Annotated in this window: 27 protein-coding genes; 14 read left to right on the top strand and 13 right to left on the bottom strand. The window is 61.3% G+C overall.

Translation table 11 applies throughout. From position 1 onward, the window contains the following. Window positions 1-120 precede the first annotated feature (120 nt). Window positions 121-1,068, top strand: a complete 948-nt coding sequence (ttcA, locus tag LPB072_RS19975) for a tRNA 2-thiocytidine(32) synthetase TtcA (RefSeq protein WP_066086480.1) — start codon at window positions 121-123, stop codon at window positions 1,066-1,068. A gap of 47 nt (window positions 1,069-1,115) precedes the next feature. Next, a complete protein-coding gene (locus tag LPB072_RS19980) occupies window positions 1,116-1,784 on the top strand; it encodes a hypothetical protein (protein WP_157559373.1) in 669 nt (222 codons plus the stop codon). Between the two features lie 71 nt (window positions 1,785-1,855). Here LPB072_RS19980 and LPB072_RS19985 read toward each other — a convergent pair whose 3' ends face one another. Next, on the bottom strand, window positions 1,856-4,222 hold the full coding sequence (locus LPB072_RS19985; RefSeq protein WP_066086475.1) for a hybrid sensor histidine kinase/response regulator: 2,367 nt from the start codon (window positions 4,220-4,222) through the stop codon (window positions 1,856-1,858). Window positions 4,223-4,346: 124 nt separating this feature from the next. Between LPB072_RS19985 and LPB072_RS19990 the strand changes: the two genes are divergently transcribed. From LPB072_RS19990 to LPB072_RS20000, 3 genes are read left to right on the top strand one after another with little or no spacing between them, the layout of a single operon-like run. Continuing rightward, complete coding sequence (locus LPB072_RS19990; RefSeq protein ID WP_066087119.1) at window positions 4,347-4,997, top strand: histidine phosphatase family protein; 651 nt, start codon at window positions 4,347-4,349, stop codon at window positions 4,995-4,997. Between the two features lies 1 nt (window position 4,998). After that, window positions 4,999-6,171, top strand: coding sequence for a DSD1 family PLP-dependent enzyme (locus LPB072_RS19995; RefSeq protein WP_082876753.1), 1,173 nt, complete (start codon window positions 4,999-5,001; stop codon window positions 6,169-6,171). Between the two features lie 28 nt (window positions 6,172-6,199). Next, the gene (locus LPB072_RS20000; RefSeq protein ID WP_066086473.1) at window positions 6,200-7,978 is read left to right on the top strand and encodes a lysoplasmalogenase family protein; all 1,779 of its coding nucleotides are present in this window, start codon (window positions 6,200-6,202) and stop codon (window positions 7,976-7,978) included. An 83-nt stretch (window positions 7,979-8,061) separates the two neighbouring features. On the opposite strand, the gene LPB072_RS20005 is transcribed toward LPB072_RS20000, so the two are convergent. Together LPB072_RS20005 and ruvB are read right to left on the bottom strand one after the other, a co-directional pair. Then, on the bottom strand, window positions 8,062-9,390 hold the full coding sequence (locus tag LPB072_RS20005; RefSeq protein WP_066086470.1) for an SPOR domain-containing protein: 1,329 nt from the start codon (window positions 9,388-9,390) through the stop codon (window positions 8,062-8,064). A gap of 10 nt (window positions 9,391-9,400) precedes the next feature. Beyond that, a complete protein-coding gene (gene ruvB / locus LPB072_RS20010) occupies window positions 9,401-10,459 on the bottom strand; it encodes a Holliday junction branch migration DNA helicase RuvB (protein WP_066086467.1) in 1,059 nt (352 codons plus the stop codon). A gap of 173 nt (window positions 10,460-10,632) precedes the next feature. Between ruvB and LPB072_RS20015 the strand changes: the two genes are divergently transcribed. Then, complete coding sequence (locus LPB072_RS20015) at window positions 10,633-11,796, top strand: carbonic anhydrase (RefSeq protein ID WP_066086466.1); 1,164 nt, start codon at window positions 10,633-10,635, stop codon at window positions 11,794-11,796. Between the two features lie 386 nt (window positions 11,797-12,182). Here the strand turns inward: LPB072_RS20015 and ruvA are convergent, their stop codons facing one another. Further along, window positions 12,183-12,761 carry a Holliday junction branch migration protein RuvA gene (gene ruvA, locus LPB072_RS20020; protein WP_066095492.1) on the bottom strand — a complete coding sequence of 193 codons (579 nt, stop codon included), beginning with the start codon at window positions 12,759-12,761 and terminating at the stop codon, window positions 12,183-12,185. A 40-nt stretch (window positions 12,762-12,801) separates the two neighbouring features. On the opposite strand from ruvA, the gene LPB072_RS20025 reads away from it, so the two are divergent. Further along, window positions 12,802-13,788 carry a PhoH family protein gene (locus LPB072_RS20025; RefSeq protein WP_066095495.1) on the top strand — a complete coding sequence of 329 codons (987 nt, stop codon included), beginning with the start codon at window positions 12,802-12,804 and terminating at the stop codon, window positions 13,786-13,788. A gap of 3 nt (window positions 13,789-13,791) precedes the next feature. Then, complete coding sequence (ybeY, locus tag LPB072_RS20030; protein ID WP_066095498.1) at window positions 13,792-14,256, top strand: rRNA maturation RNase YbeY; 465 nt, start codon at window positions 13,792-13,794, stop codon at window positions 14,254-14,256. Window positions 14,257-14,274: 18 nt separating this feature from the next. On the opposite strand, the gene LPB072_RS20035 is transcribed toward ybeY, so the two are convergent. Genes LPB072_RS20035 through tyrS form a run of 4 tightly spaced genes read right to left on the bottom strand, consistent with a single transcriptional unit; the run spans window position 14,275 to window position 17,942 of the window. After that, the gene (locus LPB072_RS20035; RefSeq protein ID WP_066095825.1) at window positions 14,275-15,273 is read right to left on the bottom strand and encodes a chorismate transformation enzyme, FkbO/Hyg5 family; all 999 of its coding nucleotides are present in this window, start codon (window positions 15,271-15,273) and stop codon (window positions 14,275-14,277) included. Between the two features lie 50 nt (window positions 15,274-15,323). Next, window positions 15,324-15,764, bottom strand: coding sequence for a D-aminoacyl-tRNA deacylase (gene dtd, locus LPB072_RS20040; RefSeq protein WP_066095501.1), 441 nt, complete (start codon window positions 15,762-15,764; stop codon window positions 15,324-15,326). Next, entirely contained in the window at window positions 15,761-16,693 is a 933-nt protein-coding gene (locus tag LPB072_RS20045) for a cation diffusion facilitator family transporter (RefSeq protein ID WP_066095503.1), read from the bottom strand. Before LPB072_RS20045 ends, dtd begins: the two co-directional genes overlap by 4 nt. 46 nt (window positions 16,694-16,739) lie before the next feature. Next, the gene (gene tyrS, locus LPB072_RS20050; RefSeq protein WP_066095828.1) at window positions 16,740-17,942 is read right to left on the bottom strand and encodes a tyrosine--tRNA ligase; all 1,203 of its coding nucleotides are present in this window, start codon (window positions 17,940-17,942) and stop codon (window positions 16,740-16,742) included. A 281-nt stretch (window positions 17,943-18,223) separates the two neighbouring features. Here tyrS and LPB072_RS20055 point away from each other — a divergent pair, with 281 nt between their 5' ends. Further along, window positions 18,224-19,552: a M23 family metallopeptidase gene (locus LPB072_RS20055; RefSeq protein ID WP_066095831.1), complete on the top strand. Its 1,329-nt coding sequence runs from the start codon at window positions 18,224-18,226 to the stop codon at window positions 19,550-19,552. Between the two features lie 86 nt (window positions 19,553-19,638). On the opposite strand, the gene erpA is transcribed toward LPB072_RS20055, so the two are convergent. From erpA to rplM, 5 genes are all read right to left on the bottom strand, one after another. Next, entirely contained in the window at window positions 19,639-20,004 is a 366-nt protein-coding gene (gene erpA / locus LPB072_RS20060) for an iron-sulfur cluster insertion protein ErpA (RefSeq protein WP_066095505.1), read from the bottom strand. 111 nt (window positions 20,005-20,115) lie between these two features. Continuing rightward, complete coding sequence (locus LPB072_RS20065; RefSeq protein ID WP_066095508.1) at window positions 20,116-20,517, bottom strand: bactofilin family protein; 402 nt, start codon at window positions 20,515-20,517, stop codon at window positions 20,116-20,118. Window positions 20,518-20,553: 36 nt separating this feature from the next. Then, window positions 20,554-21,213 (bottom strand): DUF6776 family protein, encoded by a 660-nt coding sequence (locus tag LPB072_RS20070; RefSeq protein WP_331000316.1) that lies wholly within the window; start codon window positions 21,211-21,213, stop codon window positions 20,554-20,556. A 154-nt stretch (window positions 21,214-21,367) separates the two neighbouring features. Continuing rightward, a complete protein-coding gene (gene rpsI / locus LPB072_RS20075; RefSeq protein ID WP_066095514.1) occupies window positions 21,368-21,760 on the bottom strand; it encodes a 30S ribosomal protein S9 in 393 nt (130 codons plus the stop codon). 12 nt (window positions 21,761-21,772) lie between these two features. Further along, window positions 21,773-22,204: a 50S ribosomal protein L13 gene (gene rplM, locus LPB072_RS20080; protein ID WP_066095517.1), complete on the bottom strand. Its 432-nt coding sequence runs from the start codon at window positions 22,202-22,204 to the stop codon at window positions 21,773-21,775. Between the two features lie 246 nt (window positions 22,205-22,450). Here rplM and LPB072_RS20085 point away from each other — a divergent pair, with 246 nt between their 5' ends. The 5 genes from LPB072_RS20085 to paaD all read left to right on the top strand — a co-directional run bounded on the left by LPB072_RS20085 (window position 22,451) and on the right by paaD (window position 26,214). Next, window positions 22,451-23,368, top strand: a complete 918-nt coding sequence (locus LPB072_RS20085; protein ID WP_066095520.1) for a 23S rRNA (adenine(2030)-N(6))-methyltransferase RlmJ — start codon at window positions 22,451-22,453, stop codon at window positions 23,366-23,368. 125 nt (window positions 23,369-23,493) lie between these two features. Then, window positions 23,494-24,519 (top strand): 1,2-phenylacetyl-CoA epoxidase subunit PaaA, encoded by a 1,026-nt coding sequence (gene paaA / locus LPB072_RS20090; RefSeq protein ID WP_066095524.1) that lies wholly within the window; start codon window positions 23,494-23,496, stop codon window positions 24,517-24,519. Further along, window positions 24,516-24,818, top strand: coding sequence for a 1,2-phenylacetyl-CoA epoxidase subunit PaaB (paaB, locus tag LPB072_RS20095; protein WP_066095527.1), 303 nt, complete (start codon window positions 24,516-24,518; stop codon window positions 24,816-24,818). The genes paaA and paaB overlap by 4 nt, the downstream gene beginning before the upstream one ends. Next, window positions 24,818-25,690 carry a 1,2-phenylacetyl-CoA epoxidase subunit PaaC gene (paaC, locus tag LPB072_RS20100; protein ID WP_066095530.1) on the top strand — a complete coding sequence of 291 codons (873 nt, stop codon included), beginning with the start codon at window positions 24,818-24,820 and terminating at the stop codon, window positions 25,688-25,690. The genes paaB and paaC overlap by 1 nt, the downstream gene beginning before the upstream one ends. Further along, complete coding sequence (gene paaD / locus LPB072_RS20105; RefSeq protein WP_407927769.1) at window positions 25,684-26,214, top strand: 1,2-phenylacetyl-CoA epoxidase subunit PaaD; 531 nt, start codon at window positions 25,684-25,686, stop codon at window positions 26,212-26,214. The genes paaC and paaD overlap by 7 nt, the downstream gene beginning before the upstream one ends. Window positions 26,215-26,327 lie beyond the last annotated feature (113 nt).

Genomic DNA, 26,327 nt, shown 5'->3' on the forward strand with positions numbered 1-26,327 from the left:
GCCGACCATTCAGGACGCCCCCTCGGGGCGCTGCCTGCGGCCAGGCCAAGCCCGCTCCGCGACATCCCCGGACAATGACCCGGCTGGCCGTGACCGTCCCACTTTGAGGCAAAACTGATCATGAATCCTGAAAAAACCCAACACGAAAACCACAAGCTGGAAAAGCGCCTGTGCCGCGAGGTGGGCCGTGCCATCGTCGACTACAACATGATCGAAGAAGGCGACCGGGTCATGGTCTGCCTTTCGGGTGGCAAAGACAGCTACGGCATGCTCGACATCTTGCAAAAACTGCAAGCCCGCGCGCCCATCAACTTCGAAATGGTGGTGGTCAACCTCGACCAGAAGCAGCCAGGATTTCCTGAGGACATTCTGCCCGCCTACCTCACCAAGCTGGGGGTGAAATTCCACATCGAAAACCAGGACACGTATTCCATCGTGAAACGCGTGATCCCCGAAGGCAAAACCCTCTGCAGCCTGTGCTCGCGTCTGCGCCGCGGCATCCTCTACCGCGTGGCAGGTGAACTGGGCGCGACCAAGATTGCGCTCGGCCACCACCGGGACGACATCCTGCAAACCCTGCTGCTCAACATGTTTTTCGGCGCCAAGCTCAAAGGCATGCCCCCGAAACTGGTGAGCGACGACGGCAAGAACGTGGTGATTCGGCCCATGGCCTATGTTGCCGAAAAAGACCTCAGCCGCTGGGCCGAGATCCGCGAATACCCCATCATTCCCTGCACACTGTGCGGCAGCCAGGAAAACCTGCAGCGCAAGCAGGTGGGCAACATGCTGCGCGATTGGGACAAAAAATTTCCCGGCCGCCTGGAGAACATGTTTTCCTCCCTGCAAAACGTGGTGCCCAGCCATCTGATGGACCGCCAGCTGCACCCGTTCCAGACCATTCGCGCCACCGGTGAAGCCAGCGAAGACGGCGACAAGGCGTTTGACGACGAACCGGTGGGCGAGCCTGGATTGCCTTCGCCCGCATTGTTTACACCGCCCGAAACCTGGGGAGAGCCCCCAGGGAACGAAACGGTGAAGCGCACGGTCATACCCATCGCCACGCACTGATTCCCGTTCCGGCGCACGGAACCGGTGCACCCTTACAGGAGCAGCCCATGGCCTTCCCCGCCTTTCTCAAACCCGCTTCCACCCTAATGGTTATCGTGGCCGCCGGGTCACTTGCAGGCTGTGCCAGCGTGTACCGGGTCGACAACCAGGTAGAGAGTTTTGCTCGCTGGACGGATGGTGTAGCGACGACCGTTGCGGCAACCAGCGTTCCCGCACCACCTCAAACCTACCGTTTCGAACGCCTGCCTTCCCAATCGACCGGCTCGGCAGCGCAATCGGCGGACAGGCTCGAACAACTGGTGCAAGAGGCTCTGAAACCTTTGGGCTGGACATTGCCAGCAGACCATGCCACAGCGGCACCCTGGACCGTTGAAGTCACAACGCAAACCACACGCTTGCCTCGTGCGCCCTGGGAAGACCCCTGGGAGAGGGCCCGGTTCAGCTGGACGGGCCAGGTGCACATCGGCATTGGCCATGGCAGCGTGATGTGGAGCCCCTGGATGCTGCGCCCGGAGCTGCCCTACTACCAAAGGCAGGTCTCGCTCGTGGTCCGCGAAGCGGCCACCGGTCGCGTGGCCTACGAGACCAGCGCTGCCCATGATGGCCGCTGGAACAGCACACCCGCGCTGTGGGGCGCCATGGTCAGCGCCGCGCTGGAAGGGTTCCCCGCCCCGCCAAAAGGCCCACGCCAGGTCAACCTCGACGTGCCGCGTTGACCCAAGCCCTGGCGTAGCCATTGCGCCGGGCATTGCAGCCATCCGAAAGCTCGGGGAAGCCCGGTGCAACCCTAAGGCACCAAGGTATCAAGCAGTTCGCCTATGGCTTCGCCCAGCTCGTCCATGCTGTCTTGCTTGCCCATCACTTCCTGCACCCCCACCGCCGCCGCTTGCGCCAACAACGCATCGCTCACATGGCCCGTGATCAGCACGGTGCGCAAACCGGGTCGCAAACGCTTCACCTCGGCAGCAACCTCCACGCCCAACATGCCAGGCATGTTCTGGTCGGTCACCACAATGTCCACAGGGCCGGCTTCATCGCGCAGCCACGCGATGGCATCTTCGCCCGAGGTAAATGTGGTCACCTCATAGCCCCGTTTGCGCAACAGCCGGCCCACCAGAAAAACCATCGCCTCGTAGTCATCGATGTAGACCACATGGCGCCCTTTTGGGGAAGCCGCCATGGCCACGTGTTTTTTCTCTTCCGGTCTGACCGAATCGTCCGTCTCGACCCTGGGCAACCGCGGCAAATAGATGTCAAACCGTGTACCTTCGCCCAGCGCACTGCGCACATCGATCGCCCCTCGATGTGCTTTCACGATGCCATGCACCACAGCCAGCCCCAACCCGGTGCCCTCGCCGGGAGCCTTGGTGGTGAAGAAAGGTTCAAAAATGCGTTGCTGGGTGCCTTCATCCATGCCCGGCCCGTCATCCGCCACGCTGAGGCATGCGTAGTCACCCACCAGAATGCCGCCAAGCCTGTGGGCCTGCCCGGCATCGACCGCAACCGCCGAAAGGCCAACCGTGATTCGTCCGCCCCGTCCGCCCATGGATTGCCAGGCGTTGTTGCACAGGTTCATCAACACCTGCTGTACCTGGGTGGCATCCGCCAGCACCAGCAAAGGTTCGGTTGTCAGATCGGGCACCTGTTGCACACCCGGCGGCAACAAGGACCGCATCATGGTGAGCGCTTCCCCCACCAAAGGCTGCAGAACCTGTTGCTTGAGCTCTTGCGCCTGGCGCCGGCTGAACGCAAGGATTTGCTGCACCAGATGGCGCGCCCTGACCGACGCACGGTTGATCTCATTCAGGCTTTCCTGCGCCGGATGATCGGGGCCGACATCTTCGCGGGCCAGCGTCAAATTGCCCAGAATCACCGCCAGCAGGTTGTTGAAGTCGTGCGCGACACCGCCAGCCAGCGTGCCAATGGCTTCCAGTTTCTGCGCTTCACGCAGCTGCGATTCCAGCACCCGCTGGTGCGCTTCGGCCATTTTCAGCTCGGTGATGTCGGCGTGGGTTCCAACCATGCGCAATGGGCGCCCATCGTCGTCGCGCGCAATCACCACGCCTCGCGACGAGACCCATTTCCACGTGCCGTCCTTGCATCGAACCCGATGTTCGTTTCGGTAAAGCGGCGTTCGCCCAGCGAAGTGGGCCTCCCGGTCGCGCTGCATCTGGGCGACGTCATCGGGGTGGGTTCGGCCATCCAGGTCCTCGGCCAGGCTCAACACGTCATCGTCGTCGTAGCCGAACATGGTTTTGATGCGTTCCGAGACAAACTCTTCGCCAGTCACCAGGTTCCAGTCCCAAACCCCATCACCCGCACTCTCCATCGCGAGCCGCCAAAGGGCTTCGTTTTCGGACAACGCGGCCTCCGCAAGCTTGCGGTCGGTCACATCCAGAAACACCCCGACGCGCAGTTGACCAGACGCGTCCTGCGACACCGCGCTTGAGCGGCGCAGCACCCATTTCACCCCTCCACCAGGCACCACCACGCGAAACTCCCCGTTCAGCTCCACCGGTTTTTCCAGAAGACGTTTCGTATCCTCGGCGTGCAACTGCGCATCGTCCGGATGGTGGTGCCGGACCAGCAACTCGGGATCGTTGATGGCCTCGCTGGGCTCCACGCCAAAGATGTCGCGCACACCTTCGCTCACATACCGGCAGGTGCGCCGACCATCGGGTGCAATGTGCACCACATAAAACATGCCCGGAATCTGGCTGGTGATGAGCTTCAGCTGGTCTTCGCTTCTTTGCAGGGCTTGCTGGGCCAAGACGCGCTCGGTGATGTCTTCAACCGTGCCTTCGAAGAAACGCAGATGGCCTTGCTCGTCGCGCAAGACGTGCGCGTTTTCGCTGATCCAGATGCGCTCTCTGGTCCGATGGCGCCACACTTCGGAAACAAAGGCCTTGACCTGCCCGTCGCGCTTGATCAGCTCCAAAAACTCGCCTCGCCTCGCCGGGTCCACATACCATTCGGTGCCGATGTTTTTGAGCGAGGCCAGCAACTCGGCCTCGGTCTCGAAACCGTTGAGCGCGACCAGGGCGGGATTGGCGCGCACCATGCAACCATCCCATGTGCTGCGGTATGCACCAATGGGCAAAAAATTGAACAGAGAAGCGAACTCCCCCTCAGACGAAGGGCTTTCCAGGCGCATGCCACGTATTCTGACCCAAGTGATGCAGTTCCATGCCCAAATAGGAGCGCCAAATGCCATTCTTTTCGAGCGCGGCGACTGGCGATACAGTGACGGCTTGTCAAAACCGCTGTCAGGATCCGAATTGTTAGTCACACGCATTCTCGCCGTGCGCCATGGCGAAACCGCCTGGAATCGGGCCACCCGCATCCAGGGCCATACCGATATCGACCTCAACGCCCACGGTCGATGGCAAGCCGAACAACTGGCCCAGGCGCTGAGCGACCAGGACATTGCCGCCTGCTACGCCAGCGACCTCAGCCGGGCCCACGCTACCGCCCAGGCTGTCGCCGACCGCCACGGCTTGCCGGTGCAGACCCACGCCGGCCTGCGCGAACGCTGCTTCGGGGCGTTCGAAGGCCGGACCTGGACCGAGCTCGAGGCCGCCCACCCGGTCGAGACGCTGGCCTGGCGCAAACGGGAGCCCGACTTTGCGCCACCGGGCGGCGAATCGCTGCGGCAACTTCAAGAGCGCGTGGTCCATGCGGTGTCGGAACTGGCGGCACAGCATCCCGGCGAACAGGTATTGATGGTGGCGCATGGGGGGGTGCTCGACATCCTGTACCGCGCCGCGACCCGCCTGGAACTTCAGGCACCCCGCAGTTGGGAGCTGACCAACACCGCCATCAACCGCCTGCTGTGGTCACCCGAAGGCCTCAGCCTGGTCGGCTGGGCCGATACCGCCCACCTGCAAACCCTACCGCCTGAAGAAACACTGGATGAATCCACCACCTGACATGGAACCCATCGCACTGCGTCAACGCCTTGCCCGCATGCAGAGCTGGGTCGGGCAAGGAGTCGACCAGATCGACACGCCAGCTCTGGTCATCGATCTCGACGCCATGGAGCGCAACCTGGCGCGCATGGCCGCGTTTGCCCGTGCCTGCCAGATGCGTCTGCGGCCGCACGCCAAAACCCACAAGAGCGCCGAACTGGCCTTGCTGCAAATGGCGCAGGGCGCGGTGGGGGTCTGCGTGCAGAAAATCGACGAAGCGCTCGCGCTGGCCCAAGGCGGGGTGGGCAACATCTACATCACCAACGAGGTGATCGACCCCGTCAAGCTGGCTCGACTGGCGAAAGCTGTTCATCGGGGGGGCACCCGATTTGCAATGGCTGTCGACAACGAGCTGGGCATTGAGCGTCTGCTTGATGCCTTGACAGAAGCCCGCGCAACCGAGACCAGCGCCATCGACGTTTTTGTCGAGATGGACATCGGTCACGGCCGCTGTGGCGTCGAATCGCCCGAACAGGCCTTGTTGCTGGCTCAGCTGATTCAGCAAAAACCCACGCTTCGGTTCGCGGGTTTGCAGGCTTATCACGGCGCCGCGCAACACCTTCGCTCAACCGCTGAGCGCGATGCCACCATGGCGAACTCAGCCGCACGCGTTCAAGCGACCGTGAACACACTTCAAGGCGCTGGCGTGAATGTGCCTCTGATCACTGGCGCTGGCACCGGCAGCTTTGTGCGCGAAGCGGGCAGCGGACTGTGGGGTGAACTGCAAGCGGGTTCCTACCTGTTCATGGATGCCGACTACGCAGCCAACGAATCCGATCCGGATGCGCCGCCGTTTGAACATGCGCTGTTTGTCAAATCGCAGGTGATGAGCCGCTCGAACGCCCATGCGGTGTGCGACGCCGGCCACAAAAGCCACGCCATTGACAGCGGTCTGCCAAAGGTGGCGCATCCACCCGGCCTGCGTTACGCCAACGGCGGCGATGAGCATGGCGTACTGCACCCCCACGAAGCCAATGCACCGCCTCCGCCACTGGGCAGCGCCGTCTGGCTGATCCCCGGCCACTGCGACCCCACTGTCAACCTGCACGATGCCTACGTCGGCGTGCGCGGGGGACTGTTCCAGGGCAGGGTTGAGCGCATCATCGCCATCGATGCCCGCGGCGCATTGACTTGACCCTGGACGACGCCAACACCACCCATTCATGACCCCCAGCCAGATCATCGTTCTCGCCACCCCGGTCTTTCTCCTCTTGATCGCAATCGAGCTGGCCGTGGGCTACGCGCGCGGACGCAACACCTACCGCTTCGACGACGCGCTGACCAGCATTGGGCTGGGCATGCTCAGCCAGATCAGTGCGGTGTTCACCGTGGCGCTGCGGTTTGGCCTCTACACCGCCGTGTTCAGCGCGGTGGCACTGGTGCCCGACAAAAGTTTCTGGACCAGCCCTGTCGGCTGGCTGGCGGCGCTGGTGTTCTATGACTTTTGCTACTACTGGCACCACCGCCTGGGCCACACCAGCGCGCTGTTCTGGGCCGCCCATGTGGTGCACCACCAGAGTGAAGACTACAACCTCTCAACGGCGCTACGGCAAACCAGCAGCGGTGCACTGTTTGGCTGGATCTTCTATGTGCCCATGGCCGTGGCTGGTGTGCCGCCACTGGTGTTCGGGGTGGTTGGACTGATCGACCTTCTCTACCAATACTGGATCCACACCCAGCAGATCGGTCGCCTGGGCTGGTTCGACCGCGTGTTCGCTTCTCCCTCGAATCACCGGGTTCACCACGCAGTGAACGACCGCTATGTCGACAAAAACTACGGTGGGGTGTTCATGCTGTGGGACCACCTGTTTGGCAGCTTCGAAGATGAAGACCCTCGCGAGCCCTGCGTCTACGGTACCCGCAGTCCCCTCAAAAGCTGGGACCCGCTGTGGGCCAACGCCGAGGTCTATGCCGCGCTGTGGCACGAAAGCCGCCAAGCCCGGCACTGGCGCGACAAGCTGCTGGTGTGGTTCCAACCGCCGGGCTGGCAATCGGCCGCCATGGCGGCCGACTCCCCCAAAACACCTTTTGACATCAACCAGGTGAAGCGGTTCGCACCGCCGGTCTCTGCGTCGGTTCGGCGCTTTGCCGCAGCGCAATTTGCACTTTTGCTGACCGGCTCAGGTCTCTACCTTTGGTTCACCGATGGCTGGCCCTTGTGGCAAAGCGCGGTGTGGTTCGCTGTCTTGCTGGCTGGCCTGTGGTCCGTGGGTGCGGTCCTGCAAAGCCGCATCGGCATGCTGGAGGCCCTGATGATCGAGAGCGCCGCGCTGTCGATGGCCACCTCGGCAACCGGCTGGATCGAATGGCACTGGGTATTCAAGCCATTGACCATGCTTCTCGCGCTGGCGGTCGTGGGCGTGTTTTGGCGCGCCCAAACGGGTGCCCTCGCCGCCCAATCCAAACCGGTGGTCTGGCTGGTGGTTGCACTCACCGGCGCATTGGCCGGCGACGTTTTCCTCATGTTTGAGGGATTTTTCATACAGGGACTGGTGGCATTCCTGCTCGGCCACCTGGCCTACCTGATGCTCTTTCGCGATCGGGCGCCGTTGTTCGCTTCGCGCCCTGGCTGGTTGATCTGCGCGGTGATCGGTGCAGCGTTCTATGGTTTTCTGTGGCTCAACGGCCTGCCTGAGGCGCTGCGAGTGCCTGTGGCGGTTTACGTTTCGACCATTGTTGCCATGGGATCCGTGGCTATCGGGCGGGCCGTTGTGTTGCGCGATGTGCCATCGTGCATGGTTGCAGCAGGCGCCGCTTTTTTCATGATCAGCGATGCCACGCTCGCCTTCAACCGTTTCGTGTCACCCCTGCCCCACGCTGCGATTGGGGTGTTGAGCACCTACTATGCCGCGCAGTGCCTGATCGTGATGGGTGTCTTGCGAGGCTTGCAGAAAACATCGCCAGCCGCGGCCAATAAAGCGCAGCCCACCGGGTCAACCTAGCCCGCCAGGCGGTTCGCCCGTCTTGTGCCTTGCCAGACGGTTGTGGGCCAACCGCTCCAGGCCCGACCATCCGAGTCAACCGATCAAGGCGCGTAAATCTTGGCCTCCAGCCCCAACGCTTTCACTTGGGCTGCGGCTTTTTCAGCCTGATCCTGACGTTCAAACGGCCCGACCCGAACACGGGTAAGTTCACCTCGCGACGAGGCCACCGAATCGCTGATCACGGGCAGGCCCGCGCCCGAAAGCGTTGCGACCACCCGTTCGGCATTGGCGGTCACGGCAAACATGCCCACAGCCACACCAAACCCCTGCACGCGGCGACGGATGCCTGTGAAATCACCGGTCGGTGCAACTGGAACCACCGGCTTGACCACGTCCGCGGCCTGAGCGGCACCCGCGGGATCCACGGTGTCAGCCAACGCGGCAGTTGGCACCTCGCGCGATTTCACCTTGGGCTCAGGCGGCTTGGCGATCGGAGAAACGGCCCTCTCAACGGGAAGAGGCACTGCGCGGACGCTGGCCTCCGCAGGCTTAGGCGGCTGCGCCTGAATTGCTGGGCGCTCTCCCACCAGACGCGTCTGAGCTATCCCTTTTTGCACCCCATTTTCCATGTGCTGCAACGCTGCAGTCCCTGCAGTCCCTTCAGCAGATACAGCTGGCACCGACCCGGAAGCAGCCGCAGAAGGGCCCTCAACAGCTGCCGTGGCCTCAATCACTTCGTCGGTTGCGGGCGCGCGAAAAGAGGCGGCTTCAACCATTGAAATCTCACTGCCAGCAGAGGTCACCGCAGGCGCTGCTGGCAGCGGATCGGCCAACCGGTCTGCAGACGAAGCCACCGCCGATACCGCAACAGAAGGGTCCGCTCGGCCCAGGAGACTCGGCCAGGGAACCGTCTTCCAAAGCAACACAGCCAATGCCACGGCACTGAGCAGGCCCGCCAATCCCCAGGTGTTGCGGCGTTGCCGGTCACGGGCTTCAGCCATCAGGGATTCACACGCCACATCCACCGTGGAAGCGAATTTCACCGCCTTGATCACGCGCTGGCGCACGCGGGCATGCAGCCATGCCGAGCCCCACAAACCCGGGACCAGGCCCAAACACAGCAGCATGGAAATCGAGCCGCCCAACTTGACGCCTGTCGGCCAACCGGGCGCGAAATGCCACAAACCCGCCACGGCAAGCGCCAGGGCTGCCGCCAAAGCGGCGTACCCTGCCAGCGGCATCCACAAACGGTGGTGCAGCAACCAGCCTGGCTGGAGCAAGGCAGCGGCGCCGTTCCAGACCGGGCCGGCAGTTCCCTGGGTATCAAAACGCGCAAACAGCGGCAGGTAGTACCCGGCCGACGCTTCACCCAAAGCGGCGCGGTACAGACGCGCGGTTGAAGACTCGCCCTGTTCCGACCGGTCAGACATTGCGCTCAATTCAGCCTGCTTCGGTGAACAGTTGATCGCCCGATTGCGGAGGGGTCACCCCCAGGTGACGATAGGCCGCCAGTGTGGCAATGCGTCCGCGCGGTGTGCGCTGCAGAAACCCCTGTTGAATCAAATAGGGTTCGATCACGTCTTCAATCGTGTCGCGCTCTTCGCCGATGCTCGCAGCGATGTTGTCCAGGCCCACGGGCCCGCCATCGAAACGGTGGATCACCGCCTCCAGCAATTTGCGGTCCATCACGTCAAAGCCCTGCGGATCCACATCGAGCATGGTCAGCGCGCGGTTGGCGATATCGGCGGTGATGCGGCCATCGCCTTTCACATCGGCGTAATCGCGCACGCGGCGCAGCAGGCGGTTGGCAATGCGCGGCGTGCCCCGTGAGCGGCGCGCGATCTCAAAAGCACCTTCGGGTTCGGTGGGTGCGTTGAGCAATCCGGCGCTGCGTTTGACGATGCGCGTGAGTTCTTCAGCCGTGTAGAACTCCAGCCGCGCCACGATACCGAACCGGTCGCGCAGCGGGTTGGTCAGCATGCCGGCGCGCGTGGTGGCACCAACCAGTGTGAAGGGCTGCAAGTCCAGCTTGATGCTGCGCGCCGCAGGCCCTTCACCAATCATGATATCGATCTGGTAATCCTCCAGCGCAGGATAGAGAATTTCCTCTACGACAGGGGAGAGTCGGTGGATCTCGTCAATGAACAGCACATCGTTGGGCTCCAGATTGGTCAACAGCGCAGCAAGGTCTTTCGGCTTTTCCAGCACGGGCCCACTGGTCTGGCGCAGGTTCACGCCAAGTTCCTGAGCAATGATGTGGGACAGCGTGGTCTTGCCCAGGCCGGGCGGGCCGAAGAGCAGCACATGATCCAGCGCTTCGTCGCGTTTCTTGGCCGCGCCAATGAAAATTTCCAGCTGCTCGCGCACCTTGGTCTGCCCAACATATTCGTCCAGCAGTTTGGGCCGCAACGCGCGCTCGATTGCCTCTTCCTTGGGCGAAACGGGTGCGGGCGAAACCATGCGTGGCGCAGGCGCGAAATCGTCGGTTTGAATGGTCACAGCGGGCTCAATTCGGGGCAATCCTTGTTTGGGGCAAGCAAGTGAAGGGAACTATACAACCCAGCCTTGGTGGGAGCTCCGTTCAAGTTCCCCGCAGCACCTGCCGATGACAGTGACAGAAACAGGCCTCGTCTCACGCGACCTGCTGCCCCGCCGTTCTCAGGAATACCGTCATGAAGCCCCAACGTCCCCCGCACCGCCGCATCCACCCACTGGCCCTCGCCTTGAGTGGATGTCTGGCATTGAGCGCCAACCACAGTCTGGCAGCAGACCATGGCGCGGCCCATGCAGAGGCACCCGCCGACAAGCCGGCAGCCCATGCCCCCGCCCCTGTACAGGAGACCCACGCTGAACCGGCCGCACCCCAATCCAGCAGCGGCCAGGACACCATCAGCCGCCTCAAAGCGGTGATCGAGCGCCATGGCGCCAAAGGCGGCAGCGTTTCGCTGCGGGTTGGCGGCCATGTGATCGCTGCCGCCAATTCACACAGCGCCGCCCCTTCGGCAGATGAGCCCCACGCCGCCAGTGGCCACAAAACGCGCCCGGCCAAAGTCTCACCCAAGGCCAGTCGGGACTACATCCGCGCCCGCGCCGCCGTACTCAGCGGCCATGCCGCACCCGAAGCCCATGCGGCCGCAGGGGGCGATTCGCATGAGGTGCACTGGGAACACCAGGGTGAAAACGGGCCTCAGAACTGGGCCAGTCTGAAACCCGAATTCAGCACCTGCGCCACTGGCCAACGCCAGTCTCCTGTGCACATTCTGGAAACCGAAACCATGCCCGGCAAGGCCGAAATCCTGCGCTTCGACTACCGCCCCAGCGGCGGCAGCGTGGTCAACAATGGCCACACGGTTCAGGTCGATCTGGCGGGCGACAACACACTCTATGTGCGCGGATCCGCCTACAAGCTCATTCAGTTCCATTTCCACCATCCGGCGGAAGAGCGCGTGAACTACAAAGGCTTCTCCATGGTCGCCCATCTGGTGCACAAGAATGCCGAAGGCCAACTGGCCGTGGTCGCGGTGCTCATCGATCCCGGTGCAGAAAACGCCCTGATCGATCAGGTCTGGACCCGCATGCCGCTGGACGTGCAAGACCGCGTGGGCCTGCCCGCCGGCCTGATCGACATGAACCAGATCCTGCCCGCCGACCAGCGCTATTACCAGTTCATCGGCTCGCTCACCACACCGCCCTGCACCGAAGGCGTGTTGTGGCTGGTGATGAAACAACCCATGACCGTGAGCCGTGATCAGCTCAAGCTGTTCACGCACCTGTACCCAATGAACGCCCGCCCTGTGCAGGCGCTCAACGGACGCCTGGTGCGCGAGGCGTTGTAATCGCCCCCACGCTCCGCCGCTGGGCGGGTCGCTGCCCCCCAAGGGGGCTGATCCGGCTTGGGGCGGCCCGGCGCCGGATCCTTGTAATCGCCCCCACGCTCCGCCGCTGCGCGGATCGCAGCCCCCCCCCCAAGGGGGCTGATCCGGCTTGGGGCGGCCCGGCGCCGGATCCTTGTAATCGCCCCCATGCTCCGCCGCTGCGCGGGTCGCTGCCCCCCAAGGGGGTTGATCCGGCTTGGGGCGGCCCGGCGCCGGATCGTTGTAACGCCCCCACGCTCCGCCGCTGCGCGGATCGCAGCCCCCCAAGGGGGCTGATCCGGCTTGGGGCGGCCCGGCGCCGGATCGTTGTATCTCCCTCGCTCCGCCAAATCGCGGATCGCTGCGCGCTATTTCGCCAGCGACTTCAACGCCAGCTTGATGCCTTCGCTGACCCCCACATCCTTGGGCAATGCCTTCAGCGCCAGCGCTGCGTCTTTCTCGCTGTAACCCAGGGCCATCAGCGCTTGCTGTATGTCGCTGGCCGCGTCGCCCACAGCCGATGCACTGCCCGCCAGCCCCATGTCGGCGCCCAGCTTGCCTTTGAGTTCCAGCAGCAAGCGCTCGGCTGTCTTTTTGCCGATTCCGGGGACTTTGACGATGCGCGCGATGTCTTGTGTCGTCACGGCCTGGGCCAGGTCACCCACGCTCATGCCCGAGAGCACCGAGAGCGCCGTGCGAGGGCCCACACCGCTGATTTTCACCAACTGGCGAAAGGCCTCGCGCTCCTCCGCACTGCCAAAACCGTACAAAATTTGCGCATCTTCCCGCACCACAAAGTGCGTCAGCAAGGCCACCTGGTCGCCCACCGGCGGCAGGTTGTAAAACGTGCTCATGGGCACATCGACCTCGTAGCCCACGCCGTGGCAGTCGATCAGAATTTGCGGGGGATTTTTTTCCAGCAGGGTGCCGGTCAACTTGCCTATCATTGCGGGATTCCTTTGTTCAGCGCTTTACTGGATTATCAGTTTGATCCTCAAACACACCTTCTCCCCGCCCGACAACACCCGCATGGGCCATTTGTGTGGCCCCATGGACAGCCATATCCGCAGCATCGAAGCGGCGCTGCAGGTCAAAGTGGCCCACCGTTTCGAGCAGTTCCGCATCGATGGCCCCAAGGCCAAGGCCAACCAGGCGCTGGAAACCTTGCAGGCCATGTACGAGATGGCCAGAAAGCCCATTCCGGCGGAAACGGTGCAACTCATGCTCAGCGGCGACACCGCCTTGCCGGGCGACGGTGTGGATGCCCTCGCCATGCAAACCCGCCGTGGTGAAGTCAAGGGCCGCACACCGGCCCAGGCGCGCTACCTGGAAAACATGGCCACGCATGACATCACCTTTGGCATCGGCCCCGCCGGCACCGGCAAGACCTATCTCGCCGTGGCCTGCGCAGTCGACGCCCTGGAGCGCAGCGCCGTGCAACGCATCGTGCTCACACGCCCGGCAGTCGAAGCGGGCGAAAAGCTGGGCTTTCTGCCTGGCGATCTGGGCCAGAAGGTAGACCCTTACCTGCGCCCGTTGTACGACGCGCTGCACGACCTGATGGGCTACGACAAAGTGGTCAAGGCGTTCGAGCGCCAGCAAATCGAAATCGCGCCGCTGGCGTTCATGCGCGGGCGCACGCTGAACCACGCATTTGTGATCCTCGATGAGGCGCAAAACACCACGGTGGAGCAGATGAAGATGTTCCTCACCCGCATCGGCTTCGGCTCCAAAGCCGTGGTCACCGGCGACGTGAGCCAGATCGACCTGCCCCGCACGCAGCTCTCTGGCCTGATCGACGCCGAGCGCGTGTTGAAGCGTGTCAACGGCATCGCCATGTCGCGTCTCACCAGCGCCGATGTGGTGCGCCACCCGCTGGTCGCACGCATTGTGGACGCCTACGAGGCGCGATCGCCCAGCGCCGACCAGGCCCCACCCGTGAAACGCGCACGCAGCGCTGCCAAGAAAGCCTGAACCATGGCCCTGCCTGCTCTAAGCCTGTCTCTCCAGTTTGGTGCACTGCCTGATGCCACGCCACACCGCGCGGCCCTGCCTCGCCATTTCGTGACCCGCTGCATACGCCATGCACTCGACAGCGATGCCGAGATCACGGTTCGCATCGTCGATACCGAAGAAGGCCGGGCGCTCAACAAAGACTACCGCCAGAAGGACTACGCCACCAATGTGCTGACCTTCGACTACGCCACCGAGCCCACGGTGATGGCCGACCTGGTGTTGTGCGCGCCGGTTGTTGCACTGGAAGCCAAAGATATGAAAATTCCGCTGGCCCAGCACTATGCACACCTGCTGGTGCATGGCGCGTTGCATGCCCAAGGCTGGGACCATGAAACCAGCGAAGCCGACGCGCAAGAAATGGAATCGCTTGAAACCGAAATTCTTGCCGGACTGGGCTGGCCCGACCCGTATGCCAAGCGGCGCTAGCCTGCGTTCACCGATAGGCTAGATGTCTCTCAATCCGAACGCTTCTATCTCCACCAACAGCTCCTGGCGACAGACATCGGCCTGTACATACAGCACGGGCGCCTGGCCCACGCGTTTGACCATCTCCCGTTGCACCGCGGCCACCTCAAAGGGGTGGCGAACATAGGCTCGGTATTCCAGAGCACTCAAATCCATCCGGCCCAAGCGACTTCGCCCGGCTACCTCGTCAAGCACCGCTGCCACGTTGTCCAGGGATTCGCGCGTCTGTGCCACCACGTCGTTTGGGTGCAGGCTTTCGTGACCAACAATGCTGGCGGTTCCCGACACAAAGATGAGCTCCTGCGAACCCAGATACGCCAATCCCGCCCGCGAAAAGGTGGGGCTGCGAGGGCCATAAATACGGGGATACAGGTAGGCGCTCACCTGTCGAGGGTTCTCAACCGGAACCAGCGGCGAGGCCCCGCACAGAAATGCTATCGACAGGCTGCCACCGGCCACAACACCCAGCGCACAAGCGGCAGGCACCTGCTCGGTCACACTGCGAGCACCCCGTTCAAACGCGTCGCCACGCCCCATGTTGAACTGGCGATAGCGTTCGAGCCCCGCCTGTTCCCCATGGATGTCGGGGATGTAGTTCCAGACCCGCCACAGGTGGGGCAAGCCTTGTTGGTCCAACAGGCGAAAGATGCGTTGATACGCCCGTTCTGACACCTGCCTCAGGGGTGGCACCGCTGACAACGGGTCGGCAGTTTGCTCTGACAGACTGATAACGCCAAACAACAAGCCCTCTGTGCGGCGCCATGCGATGCCCTCGGTCAGCCCGGACTCGACAGGCGTATCCACCAGCCAGGTTTCGTGCATATTGACGGACTCATCCTGCAACACGGGCATCGGCAATGACTGCACAGGCCACTGCCTTGCATCGGTCATCAGGGATGCACCCAGTTCAAACCCGCCCAGGACCTGATCGGCACTTAAAGGCACCGGCGAACAGGAAGATAGAAAACGCAACGTCATGAGAACGGTCTGTTGATGAAACGATGCAGCCATCGTTGATGGCGCTGTGTTCAGTTCATTCGAAGGGGAATGGTGACAGGGCCATCGTTGACCAGATGGACCTTCATCTCCGTTGCAAAACGGCCAGTCTCGACGACAGGGTGCTGGGCGCGCGCCAAGGCCACAAATCGGTCGAACAAGGCCTCTCCCAGCACTGGCGAGGCTGCACCCGTGAATCCGGGCCGGTTTCCGCTTCGTGTATCGGCGGCAAGCGTGAACTGGCTCACCAGAAGCAGACCACCACCCACCTCCTGAAGGCTGAGGTTCATCTTGCCTTCGCTGTCACCAAAGATCCGCAGTTTGAGGATCTTGCTGAGCATTTTCTGAGCCAGAGCCTCCGTATCCTCAGGCTCGGCACAAAACAACACCAGCAAGCCGACCCCGATGGAGCCCACGACCGACCCGGCCACTTCGACCCGAGCTTCGCTGACGCGCTGGAGCACCGCGATCAAATCGGGTTCTCCGACTCATCGAAGAAGTGGGCCTCTACATCGCTGGGCAACAACTGAATGGTGGCCCGCAACCCGGGTACAGCACCCATCAGTGCTTGCTCAACACTGCCCCGGACCGCAGCGGCGCGGCCGAGCGTCCATGAAGCCGGCATGTGCATGTGCATATCGACATAGCGGCGCTGACCCGCCTTGCGTGTCACCACGTGGTCAAACCGGACGATCTCAGTTTCGCCTCGCTTGTGCTCAAACCCGTCCAGCGTGCTTTGAATCGTGGCCATCACATCGGGTTCGACTGCCTCGTCCATCAACCCTTGCGACGATCGCCACATCAGGTGGAAGCCTTCGCGCAGGATGTTGATGGCCACGCCGATGGCTACGATCGGGTCAAGCCACAACCACCCGGTGAAATGCACCAGCGTGATGCCGATCACCACGCCTGCTGAAGTCCAGACGTCGGTCACGAGATGCTTCGCATCAGCCTCCAGCGCGATCGAGCGATGCTCCTTGGCAGATCGAAACATCACCCAGGCCAACAACCCATTCAGACCCGAGCTCGCCACCGACAATGCCAAACCCCAGCCGACCTGCGCAATGGGTTGAGGGTCGAGCAAGCGATGAACAGCCGTCCACACGATGCCCAGAGCCGCCACGATGATGAGAATGCCTTCGAAACCCGAAGAAAAATACTCCGCCTTGTGGTGCCCATAGGGATGGTCTTCGTCGGCGGGCCTGGCGGCGATGGTCACCATCAGGAGACCGAACACCGCACTGGCGAGATTGACCAATGACTCCATGGCGTCCGATAGCAGACCAACAGAATCGGTGATGTACCAGGCCAGCGTTTTCAGCGCGATGGTGACCACCGCCACCGCCACCGACGCCATAAGCAGACGTTGCGGAGTGAGCAACCGCATCGTGTCTGCGTTCATGCTGCCCTGTCCGCGAACACCGCCATCAAATAAGGCACTGCCGTTCTCATGCCAAGCTCACCCGGGCGAACTTCCGCTTGCCAACCTGAACCACGTACACCCCGGCTTCGAGCTTCAGGCCCTTGTCGCTGATCACCACGCTGTCCACCCGCACACCCCCGCCATCGATCAACCGGTTGCCCTCGCTGCTCGACGCTGCCAGGCCCGCAGCTTTGAGCAAAGCACCGATGCCCATGGGTGCTCCCGTCAAGGCGACCTCAGGCAGTTCATCAGGAACACCACCCTTGCTGCGGTTGATGAAGTCCTGCTCCGCCGCATCAGCAGCCGCAGCGTTGTGAAACCGTGCGGTGATTTCCTTGGCAAGCGCGACCTTCACTTCTTTCGGGTTGCGCCCTTCTGACACCGATACTTTGAGTTTTTCAATTGCGCTCAACGACTCGAATGACAACAAGGTGTACCAGCGCCACATCAATTCGTCAGAGATGCTCAACACCTTGGCAAACATCGTGTTGGCCGGCTCGGTGATACCGATATAGTTGTTTTTGCTCTTGGACATTTTGTCCACGCCGTCCAGGCCCTCAAGCAATGGCATCGTCAAAATGCACTGCGGTTCCTGGCCGTATTCGGTCTGCAAATGGCGCCCCATGAGCAGATTGAATTTCTGGTCAGTCCCACCCAGTTCCAAATCGGACTTGAGCGCCACCGAGTCATAGCCCTGCATCAAGGGATACAAGAACTCGTGCACGCTGATCGGCGTGTTGGCATGGAACCGGTCGTGAAAATCGTTGCGCTCCATCATCCGCGCAACGGTGTACTTGGCGGCAAGCTGGATCATGCCTGCGGCGCCCAGCGGCTCGCTCCACTCGCTGTTGTAGCGAATCTCGGTGCGCTCTGGATCCAGCACCAGACTGGCCTGCCTGTAATAGGTCTCGGCGTTGGCCTTGATTTGCTCTGGCGTCAGCGGGGGACGCGTGTTGTTGCGACCCGAGGGATCACCGATCAGGCTGGTGAAGTCGCCAATCAGAAAAATCACCTGGTGGCCCAGATCCTGCAACTGGCGCATCTTGTTCAACACCACGGTGTGGCCAATGTGGATATCGGGTGCTGTCGGGTCCAGTCCCAGCTTGATCCTCAAAGGTGCGCCGGTTGCTTCTGATCTGCTCAGCTTCTTCGCCCAATCGCCTTGCGGGATCAACTCGTCACACCCTCGCAGCGTCACATCCATCGCCTCTCGAACGCCATCCGTCATTTGAGGCGCAAGATCGCCTTCATTTTTCGAACCAGAGGCTACATTTGTTTGTGAATTCATAGGGTAACGTGTCGCGCAAAAAACGGTCAAAAAGCTATAATTAGACGGATTAACCGCAATTTTAGTGGCCTAAAGCGAAACGCTAGGCGAAGTAGCTGCAGAAGAGTGGCACAGCCAAGGAACTTCGCAAGATATTCGGGCCTCATAACCTGCCCGTGTGCACCAGCCGTTTGGCGCACACCCAATGGAACCAAATTTTGATCAAACAACCATTCCTGGTGATGGCACAGCTGGCCCAGGCCCTGAGCAACAGCCTGTCTCGACACCCCCGCCGTGTGCTTGGTGGTGTAGGGGCCCTGCTGCTGGGTACCGGCGTCACCGCCTTTGGCATCTCCCCAATGATGCCCGATGCAGCCACTTTGCCAGTGACACAAGTCTTCGAGCCACTTTCATTGAATGCGCTTCCGGAACTGCACCTGGAATCCAACGTCGCATTGACCCTCTACCAAAGCGACACCGTGCGGCGCAATGACACCACCCAGAGCTTGTTGCTGCGTCTGGGTGTTCGCGACACACAGGCCCAGAACGCGCTGCGCAACCACGAGGGCATGCGCAAGCTGTTTGACGGGCGCTCGGCTGGCAAGCTCGTGTCGGTCGAAACCGATGAACGCGGTCAGTTGCTCAAGCTCAGCGCTCGCTGGCTACCTGACGACGAACGCCAGTTCTCACGCCTACGCGTCGAGCGGGTGGGTCAGGAGTTCAAAACCGAGATCGATAGCCAGGATTTGTCGGTGTCTTCCCGGGTGGCCAGCGGCATTATCGAGAGCTCGCTCTTTGCCGCAACCGACAGCGTCGACCTGCCCGACAGTGTTGCCATACAGCTGGCAGAAATGTTCGCCTCTGATATCGACTTCCGGCGTGACCTTCGCCGGGGGGATCGGTTCAATGTGGTCTATGAGAGTCTGGATGGCGATGGTGAACCCTTGCGTGCTGGACGTGTGCTCAGTGCAGAGTTCATCAACAATGGCAAGAAGCACGAGGCCGTCTGGTTTCAAGACGGGAGCCAGAAGGGTGCCTATTACGGCTTTGGCGGCGAGAGCTCACGCAAGGCCTTTCTGGCTTCACCGCTGGAATTTTCACGGGTCAGCAGTGGCTACGGCCTTCGGTTCCATCCCATTCTTGGTCGCAAGAAGGCCCACCTTGGGGTGGACTACGCCGCGCCAACCGGAACACCCGTTCGCACAACGGCCGATGGCGTGATCACGTTCGCCGGAACTCAAAATGGTTACGGAAACGTCATCGAGGTTTCCCACCGGGGTGGCAAATCAACACTTTTCGCCCACCTGAGCCGCATTGATGTGAAGCGGGGCGAACGGGTTGAACAAGGCCAGTTCATTGGTGCTGTGGGTACAACGGGTCGCTCCACGGGCCCTCACCTGCACTTCGAGTTCCGTGACCACGGTGTTCACCAAGACCCGCTTGAGATCGCACGTGAAAGCGAAAACATCCCGATCAGCCCCAGTTTGCGCGCGCGCTTTGATGCGGTTGCGCAAGTTCAGCGCAAGCAACTGGATGCAGCGAACAGCATTCAGCAAGCCAGCGCTGACTGACGCGCCTCCTGTTTGTTCGCGCCCGTCCATATGGGCACAAAAAAAGAGCGCCTAGGCGCTCTTTTCTTCGGACAACGCGTTTTTACTCAGACGCTGAAACTCGACCCACAGCCGCAGGTGGAGTTGGCGTTCGGGTTCTTGATCACAAACTGCGCACCCTCCAGGTCTTCCTTGTAGTCAATCTCAGCGCCTACCAGATACTGGTAGCTCATGGCATCGATCAGCAAAGACACGCCGTTTTTTGTCATGGTGGTGTCGTCTTCATTCACCACCTCATCAAAGGTAAAGCCATACTGAAAACCGGAGCAGCCGCCGCCTTGAACAAAAACGCGCAGCTTCAAATCCGGATTGCCCTCCTCGGCAACCAGATCGGCCACTTTCGCCGCAGCGCTGTCGGTGAAGACCAGGGGTGCGGGCATTTCGGTAGAGGGATTTTCTGCGACGGCGTTCATTTGATTCCTGCCTAGACTAGGGCTTGTTGGTCAACACGCTAAACAATGCGTGCGAGGCACCGACCGGCACCTCTTTCACTCAATGCTATAGCAAATTACTCGGAAACGTGGTCAGCTGTTATTTGCCGCCAGTTTCAGTGTGGGTTTGTCTTCGGCATCGACGCCCACCATCGGCTTGAGCTGGCCAGATATCGTGGCGCCCTGATGCATTTCCAGTGCACGATAGGAAACGTCGCCTTCAATGCGCGCCTTTGGCTGCAATTCGAGCAAGTTGAAAGCCAACACAGGGCCTTTGACATAGCCATTGATGATCACATGATCGGCATGAATTTGCCCAGTCACACTGGCCAACTCGCTGACCACCAGGATGCTGGGCTTCTCATCGCTTGCGCGAATATCGCCCACCACGTCACCGTCGATACGCAACCCGTCAATGAACAACACATTGCCCTCGATGCGCGTACCTTGGGCAATCAGGCTCTTGATGGGGGGTTGTTTTTTCTTACCTAGCATGTCTTTTCTCCAGAAGGAACGAGGCGCACTCGAACATCACAACTTGATGGTGTAGAGCGTCTTGACTTCTCGCCCTTGATAAATTTTGGCCGTTACAGTTTTTACCACGGTCTGCGGTGGCACATCCAAAAGACCTTCCTGACGCAAATATCCCTTGATCAAGACGGCCTGCGGCTCTTGAGCCTGCTTTTGGGTCCAAGGCTGTCCCGCGCTGGTTCCACTGAATGTGATCTCCAGTTGTCCTTTGAAATCAGGCGCGTTCTTGGCCGCCTGAATCAGGAGCACTTGCCACTTGAACTGACCAGGGTTGAGGCGTTCTACCTGCAAACCCCGAATGTTCAGGTCACCGTTGCCCGAGCCCGGTATGAGGCGCTCGAAGAAGCCAAGATCGCTGCGCAAGGAAAGGTTGTCCAGCTCCAACTGGCGAATCTGCAATGCCAGTTGTGCCTGCGCGGCCTTCTCTGCGGTCAGCAAGCTCTCTGCGGTGTTGGCAACAGACTGCGCACTGGTGAGCGCCTCACGCAAAACCCCCGCTTCGGCACGAAGCACCTCAAGCTCCTGCTTGGCGTTGCGATCAAGGCCAGCAATCTCTTTGCCAAATTCGAAGGCCCACAGCGCCATGGCGCCAGAGAACCCAAGCACCAAGGCACCCAGCAACCACCGCAATGGCCAGGGTGTTGAACTTCGAACGGCCATGCGCGGGGCACTGACGGAGAGCCTTCTACGCCAAAGACGAAATTTCATCGCTCAATCATCTCAGTAGATCCACCGTTTCCAGCCAGGCAAAAAAACAAAAACCGCCCCAAGACAAGCCTGAAGGCGGTTTTTTCGGCAAGGTGCCCAGGGCGTATTAACGCTTGCTGAACTGCTTGGCGCGGCGTGCAGAGCGCAGACCGACTTTCTTGCGTTCGACTTCGCGGGCGTCACGGGTGACGAAACCGGCTTGCGACAACTCAGGCTTGAGCGTTGCATCGTAGTCGATCAGGGCACGGGTGATACCGTGGCGCACTGCGCCGGCCTGGCCGGATTCGCCGCCACCGTGCACGTTCACCATCACGTCGAAGGTATCGGCGTGGTTGGTCAACAGCAGCGGCTGCTTGGCGATCATGATGGAGGTTTCACGGCCAAAGTAGGCCTGAATGTCCTTGCCGTTCACGACGATCTGGCCGGAGCCTTTTTTCAGAAACACACGGGCGACGCTCGATTTGCGACGGCCGGTTCCATTGTTCCATTCACCAATCATTGCAAGGCTCCTTTAGATATCCAGCACTTGCGGCTGTTGGGCGGTGTGGGGATGCTCGGCACCACCGTACACCTTGAGCTTCTTGATCATGGCGTAACCGAGCGGGCCCTTGGGCAGCATGCCCTTGACAGCCTTCTCGAGTGCGCGGCCAGGGTGCTTGGCTTGCATGTCGCGGAAGTTGGTCGCATAGATACCGCCGGGATAACCCGAGTGGCGGTAGTAAATCTTGTCGATGGACTTGGTGCCCGTGACGCGGATTTTCGATGCGTTGATGATGACGATGAAGTCACCGGTATCGACGTGAGGCGTATAAATGGCCTTGTGTTTGCCGCGCAAACGGAGAGCTACTTCACTGGCAACTCGTCCGAGGACCTTGTCGGTCGCGTCAATCACAAACCACTCGTGCGTCACGTCAGCTGCTTTTGCGCTGAACGTTTTGGTCATGAGTTTCTCTGTATAAAAGAGGGGTTTGGCGGCTCTTTTCCACGGTCGGTGTTTCTCTGCTGGAAACCTCTTAGGTGGGGGCTATGTGATCCGTTGCACCATGGGTATCTCCATGGGGCGTCTGGCACACGACTTCGTCGCGGAGCCTTACTTTTCGCTGCGAAGCCCTCGATTGTACGAAATTTGGCGCTGCCCGCGCAAGTATTTGTTTGGAGCCTGCATCAACAGCGCTAACATCGACCCACCATGTTCAGTTACAGACACGCATTTCACGCAGGCAACCACGCCGATGTGCTCAAACACATCACTTTGATGGCGACCCTGCGCCACCTCATGCAAAAGGATCCGAGCATCACACTCGTGGACACCCATGCCGGCGCTGGTTTGTACCGGCTGGATGGCGACTACACCGAAACCGGCGGTGAGGCCAAAGACGGCGTGATCAAACTGATGGCCGCCTTTCGTGCCGAGGGCGCCAAGCCCATCGCCGACCCGGCCCCTGCCATTGACGACTACCTCGACCTGATCGCCGGTTTCAACCCCTCGGGGGCGCTCCGCATTTACCCTGGCTCTCCTTTCGTGATGCAGGCCTTGATGCGCCACGCTTCCCGGGACCGCCTCAAGCTGTTTGAGCTGCATCCGACCGATGGGAAGTCGCTGGACGGCAACATTGCCCAACTGGAGGCTGGTCGCACCGTCACAGTGACCCGTCAAGACGGTTTTGCTGGATTGATGCCACTGCTGCCCCCGCCTCCCTCTGCCACGGGCTCCAAGCGCGCACTGGTCCTGATCGACCCGAGCTACGAAATCAAAAGCGATTACGCAAAAGTGAGTGCCTGCATACAAGATGCCGTCAAACGCTTTCCGACCGGCACCTTCATGGTCTGGTACCCGGTCATTCCAAGACCGGAAGCCCACGACCTGCCGCGCCGCCTGAAAACACTGAGCAACCAGGCCCAGCGCCCCTGGCTGCATGCGACACTGTCCGTTGGCCAGGATCCCACCCATGGTCCTGACGATCGCCCGGGCCTCACTGCCAGCGGCATGTTCGTCATCAACCCGCCGCACACGCTCAAAGCCAGCCTGCAACAAGCGCTTCCGCAACTGCTGACCGTACTGGGTCGGGGCCGCGGAAAGGGCCAGACTCTGGATGTGGGCGGCTGAACCCCAGCCCCCTCAGTAAAAACCCCGATCATCCAGTCGAGAATTAACCAACCGATCGGTCGGTTAATTCGATACACTGCGGACTTCCCTTTGCCAGACGGCATTCGCCGTCGCAGGAGAGCCGCATGTACACCCAATCTTTTTCCACCGCCGACAAAGAAGCCAAGCCAGATGGCAAGGCCGTTGTGCAGCCATTGAACGCTGCCGACGAGGCGCGACAAACGCATTTCGACGCCGTCATCGATGCAGACGGCAAGATCGAGCCACGGGACTGGATGCCCGACGCGTATCGCAAAACCCTGGTGCGCCAGATCAGCCAGCATGCCCACAGCGAAGTCGTTGGCATGCTGCCCGAAGGCAACTGGATTTCCCGCGCACCCAGCCTGAAGCGCAAAACCATCCTGATTGCCAAGGTGCAAGACGAGGCCGGGCATGGCCTGTACCTTTACAGCGCTGCCGAAACCCTGGGTACCAGCCGCGACCAGATGCTGGAAGGATTGCACTCGGGCAAAGCCAAGTACAGCTCCATCTTCAATTACCCCACCCTGAACTGGGCCGATGTGGGCGTGATCGGCTGGCTGGTCGACGGCGCGGCGATCATGAACCAGATCCCCCTCTGCCGCTGCTCTTACGGCCCCTATGCGCGCGCCATGATCCGCGTCTGCAAGGAGGAAAGCTTCCACCAGCGCCAGGGCTATGAGGGCCTTTTGGTGATGATGCAACGCGGCACAGCAGAACAAAAAGCCATGGTGCAAGACGCGGTGAACCGCACCTGGTGGAAATGCCTGGCCATGTTTGGCCCGCCCGATGCCGACAGTCCCAACAGTGCCCAGGGCATGCGCTGGGGCATCAAACGCATCTCCAATGATGATTTGCGCCAGAAATTCGTCGATGCGACCGTGCCACAGGCTGAAGTCCTGGGGGTGACCCTGCCCGACCCCGATTTGAAATGGAATGAGGCGCGCGGGCACCACGACTATGGCCAGATCGATTGGGACGAGTTCTGGGCGACGGTCAACGGCCACGGCCCTTGCAACAAAGAGCGCCTGGCCACGCGCGTGAAGGCCCATGAGCAAGGCCGGTGGGTACGCGATGCCGCCCTGGCCCATGCCGCAAAACAGCAACAACGTCAGCAAAAGGAGGCTGCATGAGCCAGCAACAACCCGCGCTCAAGGAGTGGCCACTGTGGGAAGTTTTCGTCCGCAGCAAACAAGGCCTGGAACACAAACACTGTGGCAGCCTGCACGCCAGCGATGCACAGCACGCGCTGCAAATGGCGCGCGATGTTTACACACGCCGCCAGGAAGGCGTGAGCATCTGGGTTGTGCCGTCCAACACCATCACCGCCAGCGAACCCGACAGCAAAGACAGCTTCTTTGATCCGGCCGCCGACAAGATCTACCGCCACCCGACTTTCTACGACATTCCTGACAAAGTGGGGCACATGTGATGGAAACCCCAGCGATCACAGGCGCCAGCGCCCCGGCCGATTACCTGCTGCATCTGGCCGACAACGCTTTGGTACTGGGGCAGCGCAACGCCGAATGGTGCGGGCACGGCCCCATACTTGAAGAAGATCTGGCGATGGCGAACAACAGCCTCGACCTGATTGGCCAGGCGCGCATGCTCTACCAGCACGCCGCATCGCTCATCAACGCAGACGCAGCAACGGCCCAACGTTTCAAGCACTTGCAAGGTGCCCGCGTCGACGGCCAGGTCACCGACGATACGCTCGCCTATTTCAGAGACACCGCCGAATTCCGCAACCACACGCTGCTGGAGCTGCCCCACCACGGCCCGTTGGTGGGCTATGCCAACAGCGAACGCGACTATGCCGTGACCCTCACGCGCAACTTCCTCTACAGCGCGCTCATGGCCTTGCTGTGGCAACGCCTCCAGACATCCGCCGACCCGCAGTTGGCGGGCGTTGCGGCCAAGTCGCTCAAGGAAACACGCTACCACCTGAGCCATTCCAGCGACTGGCTGGTGCGTCTGGGCGACGGCACCGAAGAGTCACATCAGCGCGCCCAGGCCGCTCTGGATCACCTGCTGCCCTATTGCGAAGCTTTCTGGCTCCCGGGTCATGCTGCCGAAGAGGTGGCTGTGGCCAATGGCACTGGCATGTGCGCAGCCGACCTGCGCGATGACTGGAATGCCATCGTGAACGAAACCCTGAGCGAAGCCACGCTGCTACGCAGCGATACCCAGCCACACGTGGGCTATGTGGCCCAGGGTCATCTCGGCGTGCACTCCGAGCACCTGGGTTTCCTGCTGGCCGAAATGCAAAGCCTGGCACGGGCCCACCCACAGGGTGTGTGGTGACCGCACTGGCAACACCCACCTCGCTCGGCGCCATCGAAGCGGCGCTGGCCCACCTGAGTGACCCGGAAATCCCCGTGGTTTCGCTCAAGGAGTTGGGCATTTTGCGGGGTGTTCGCACGGGTGTGGATGGTGTGGCCGAGGTGGTGATCACACCCACCTACAGCGGCTGCCCGGCCATGGACCAGATTGAGGACGATGTGGTCGCCGCGCTCAAAGCCATCGGTGCCAAAGCCCGCGTGGTCACTCAGCTCACCCCCGCCTGGACCACCGACTGGATGAGCGATGTGGCGCGCGAAAAACTGCGCGCCTATGGCATCGCGCCGCCCCAATGCAGCAGTTCGAACGAGGCCAGCCATGGCACCGTGAAATTCAGCCGCCATGCGGTGCGCTCGGAAACCGTGCCATGCCCTCAATGCCGCTCGCCCAACACCACCGAGGTGTCGTCCTTCGGGTCGACCGCCTGCAAAGCGCAATACCGGTGCCTGGATTGCCTGGAACCGTTTGACTATTTCAAGCCGTATTAATTGACCCACCCCTGCGCCGGGCGTTGCCCGTCACCCCCTCAAGGGGGGCAGCGCCTGTGGCCTGGCAAAGCCAGATCCACGGCACGCTCGGCAAATGGCTTCTCGCCCCCTCG

Origin of the sequence: Hydrogenophaga crassostreae, from assembly GCF_001761385.1 — a bacterium.
GTDB lineage: Bacteria > Pseudomonadota > Gammaproteobacteria > Burkholderiales > Burkholderiaceae_C > Hydrogenophaga > Hydrogenophaga crassostreae.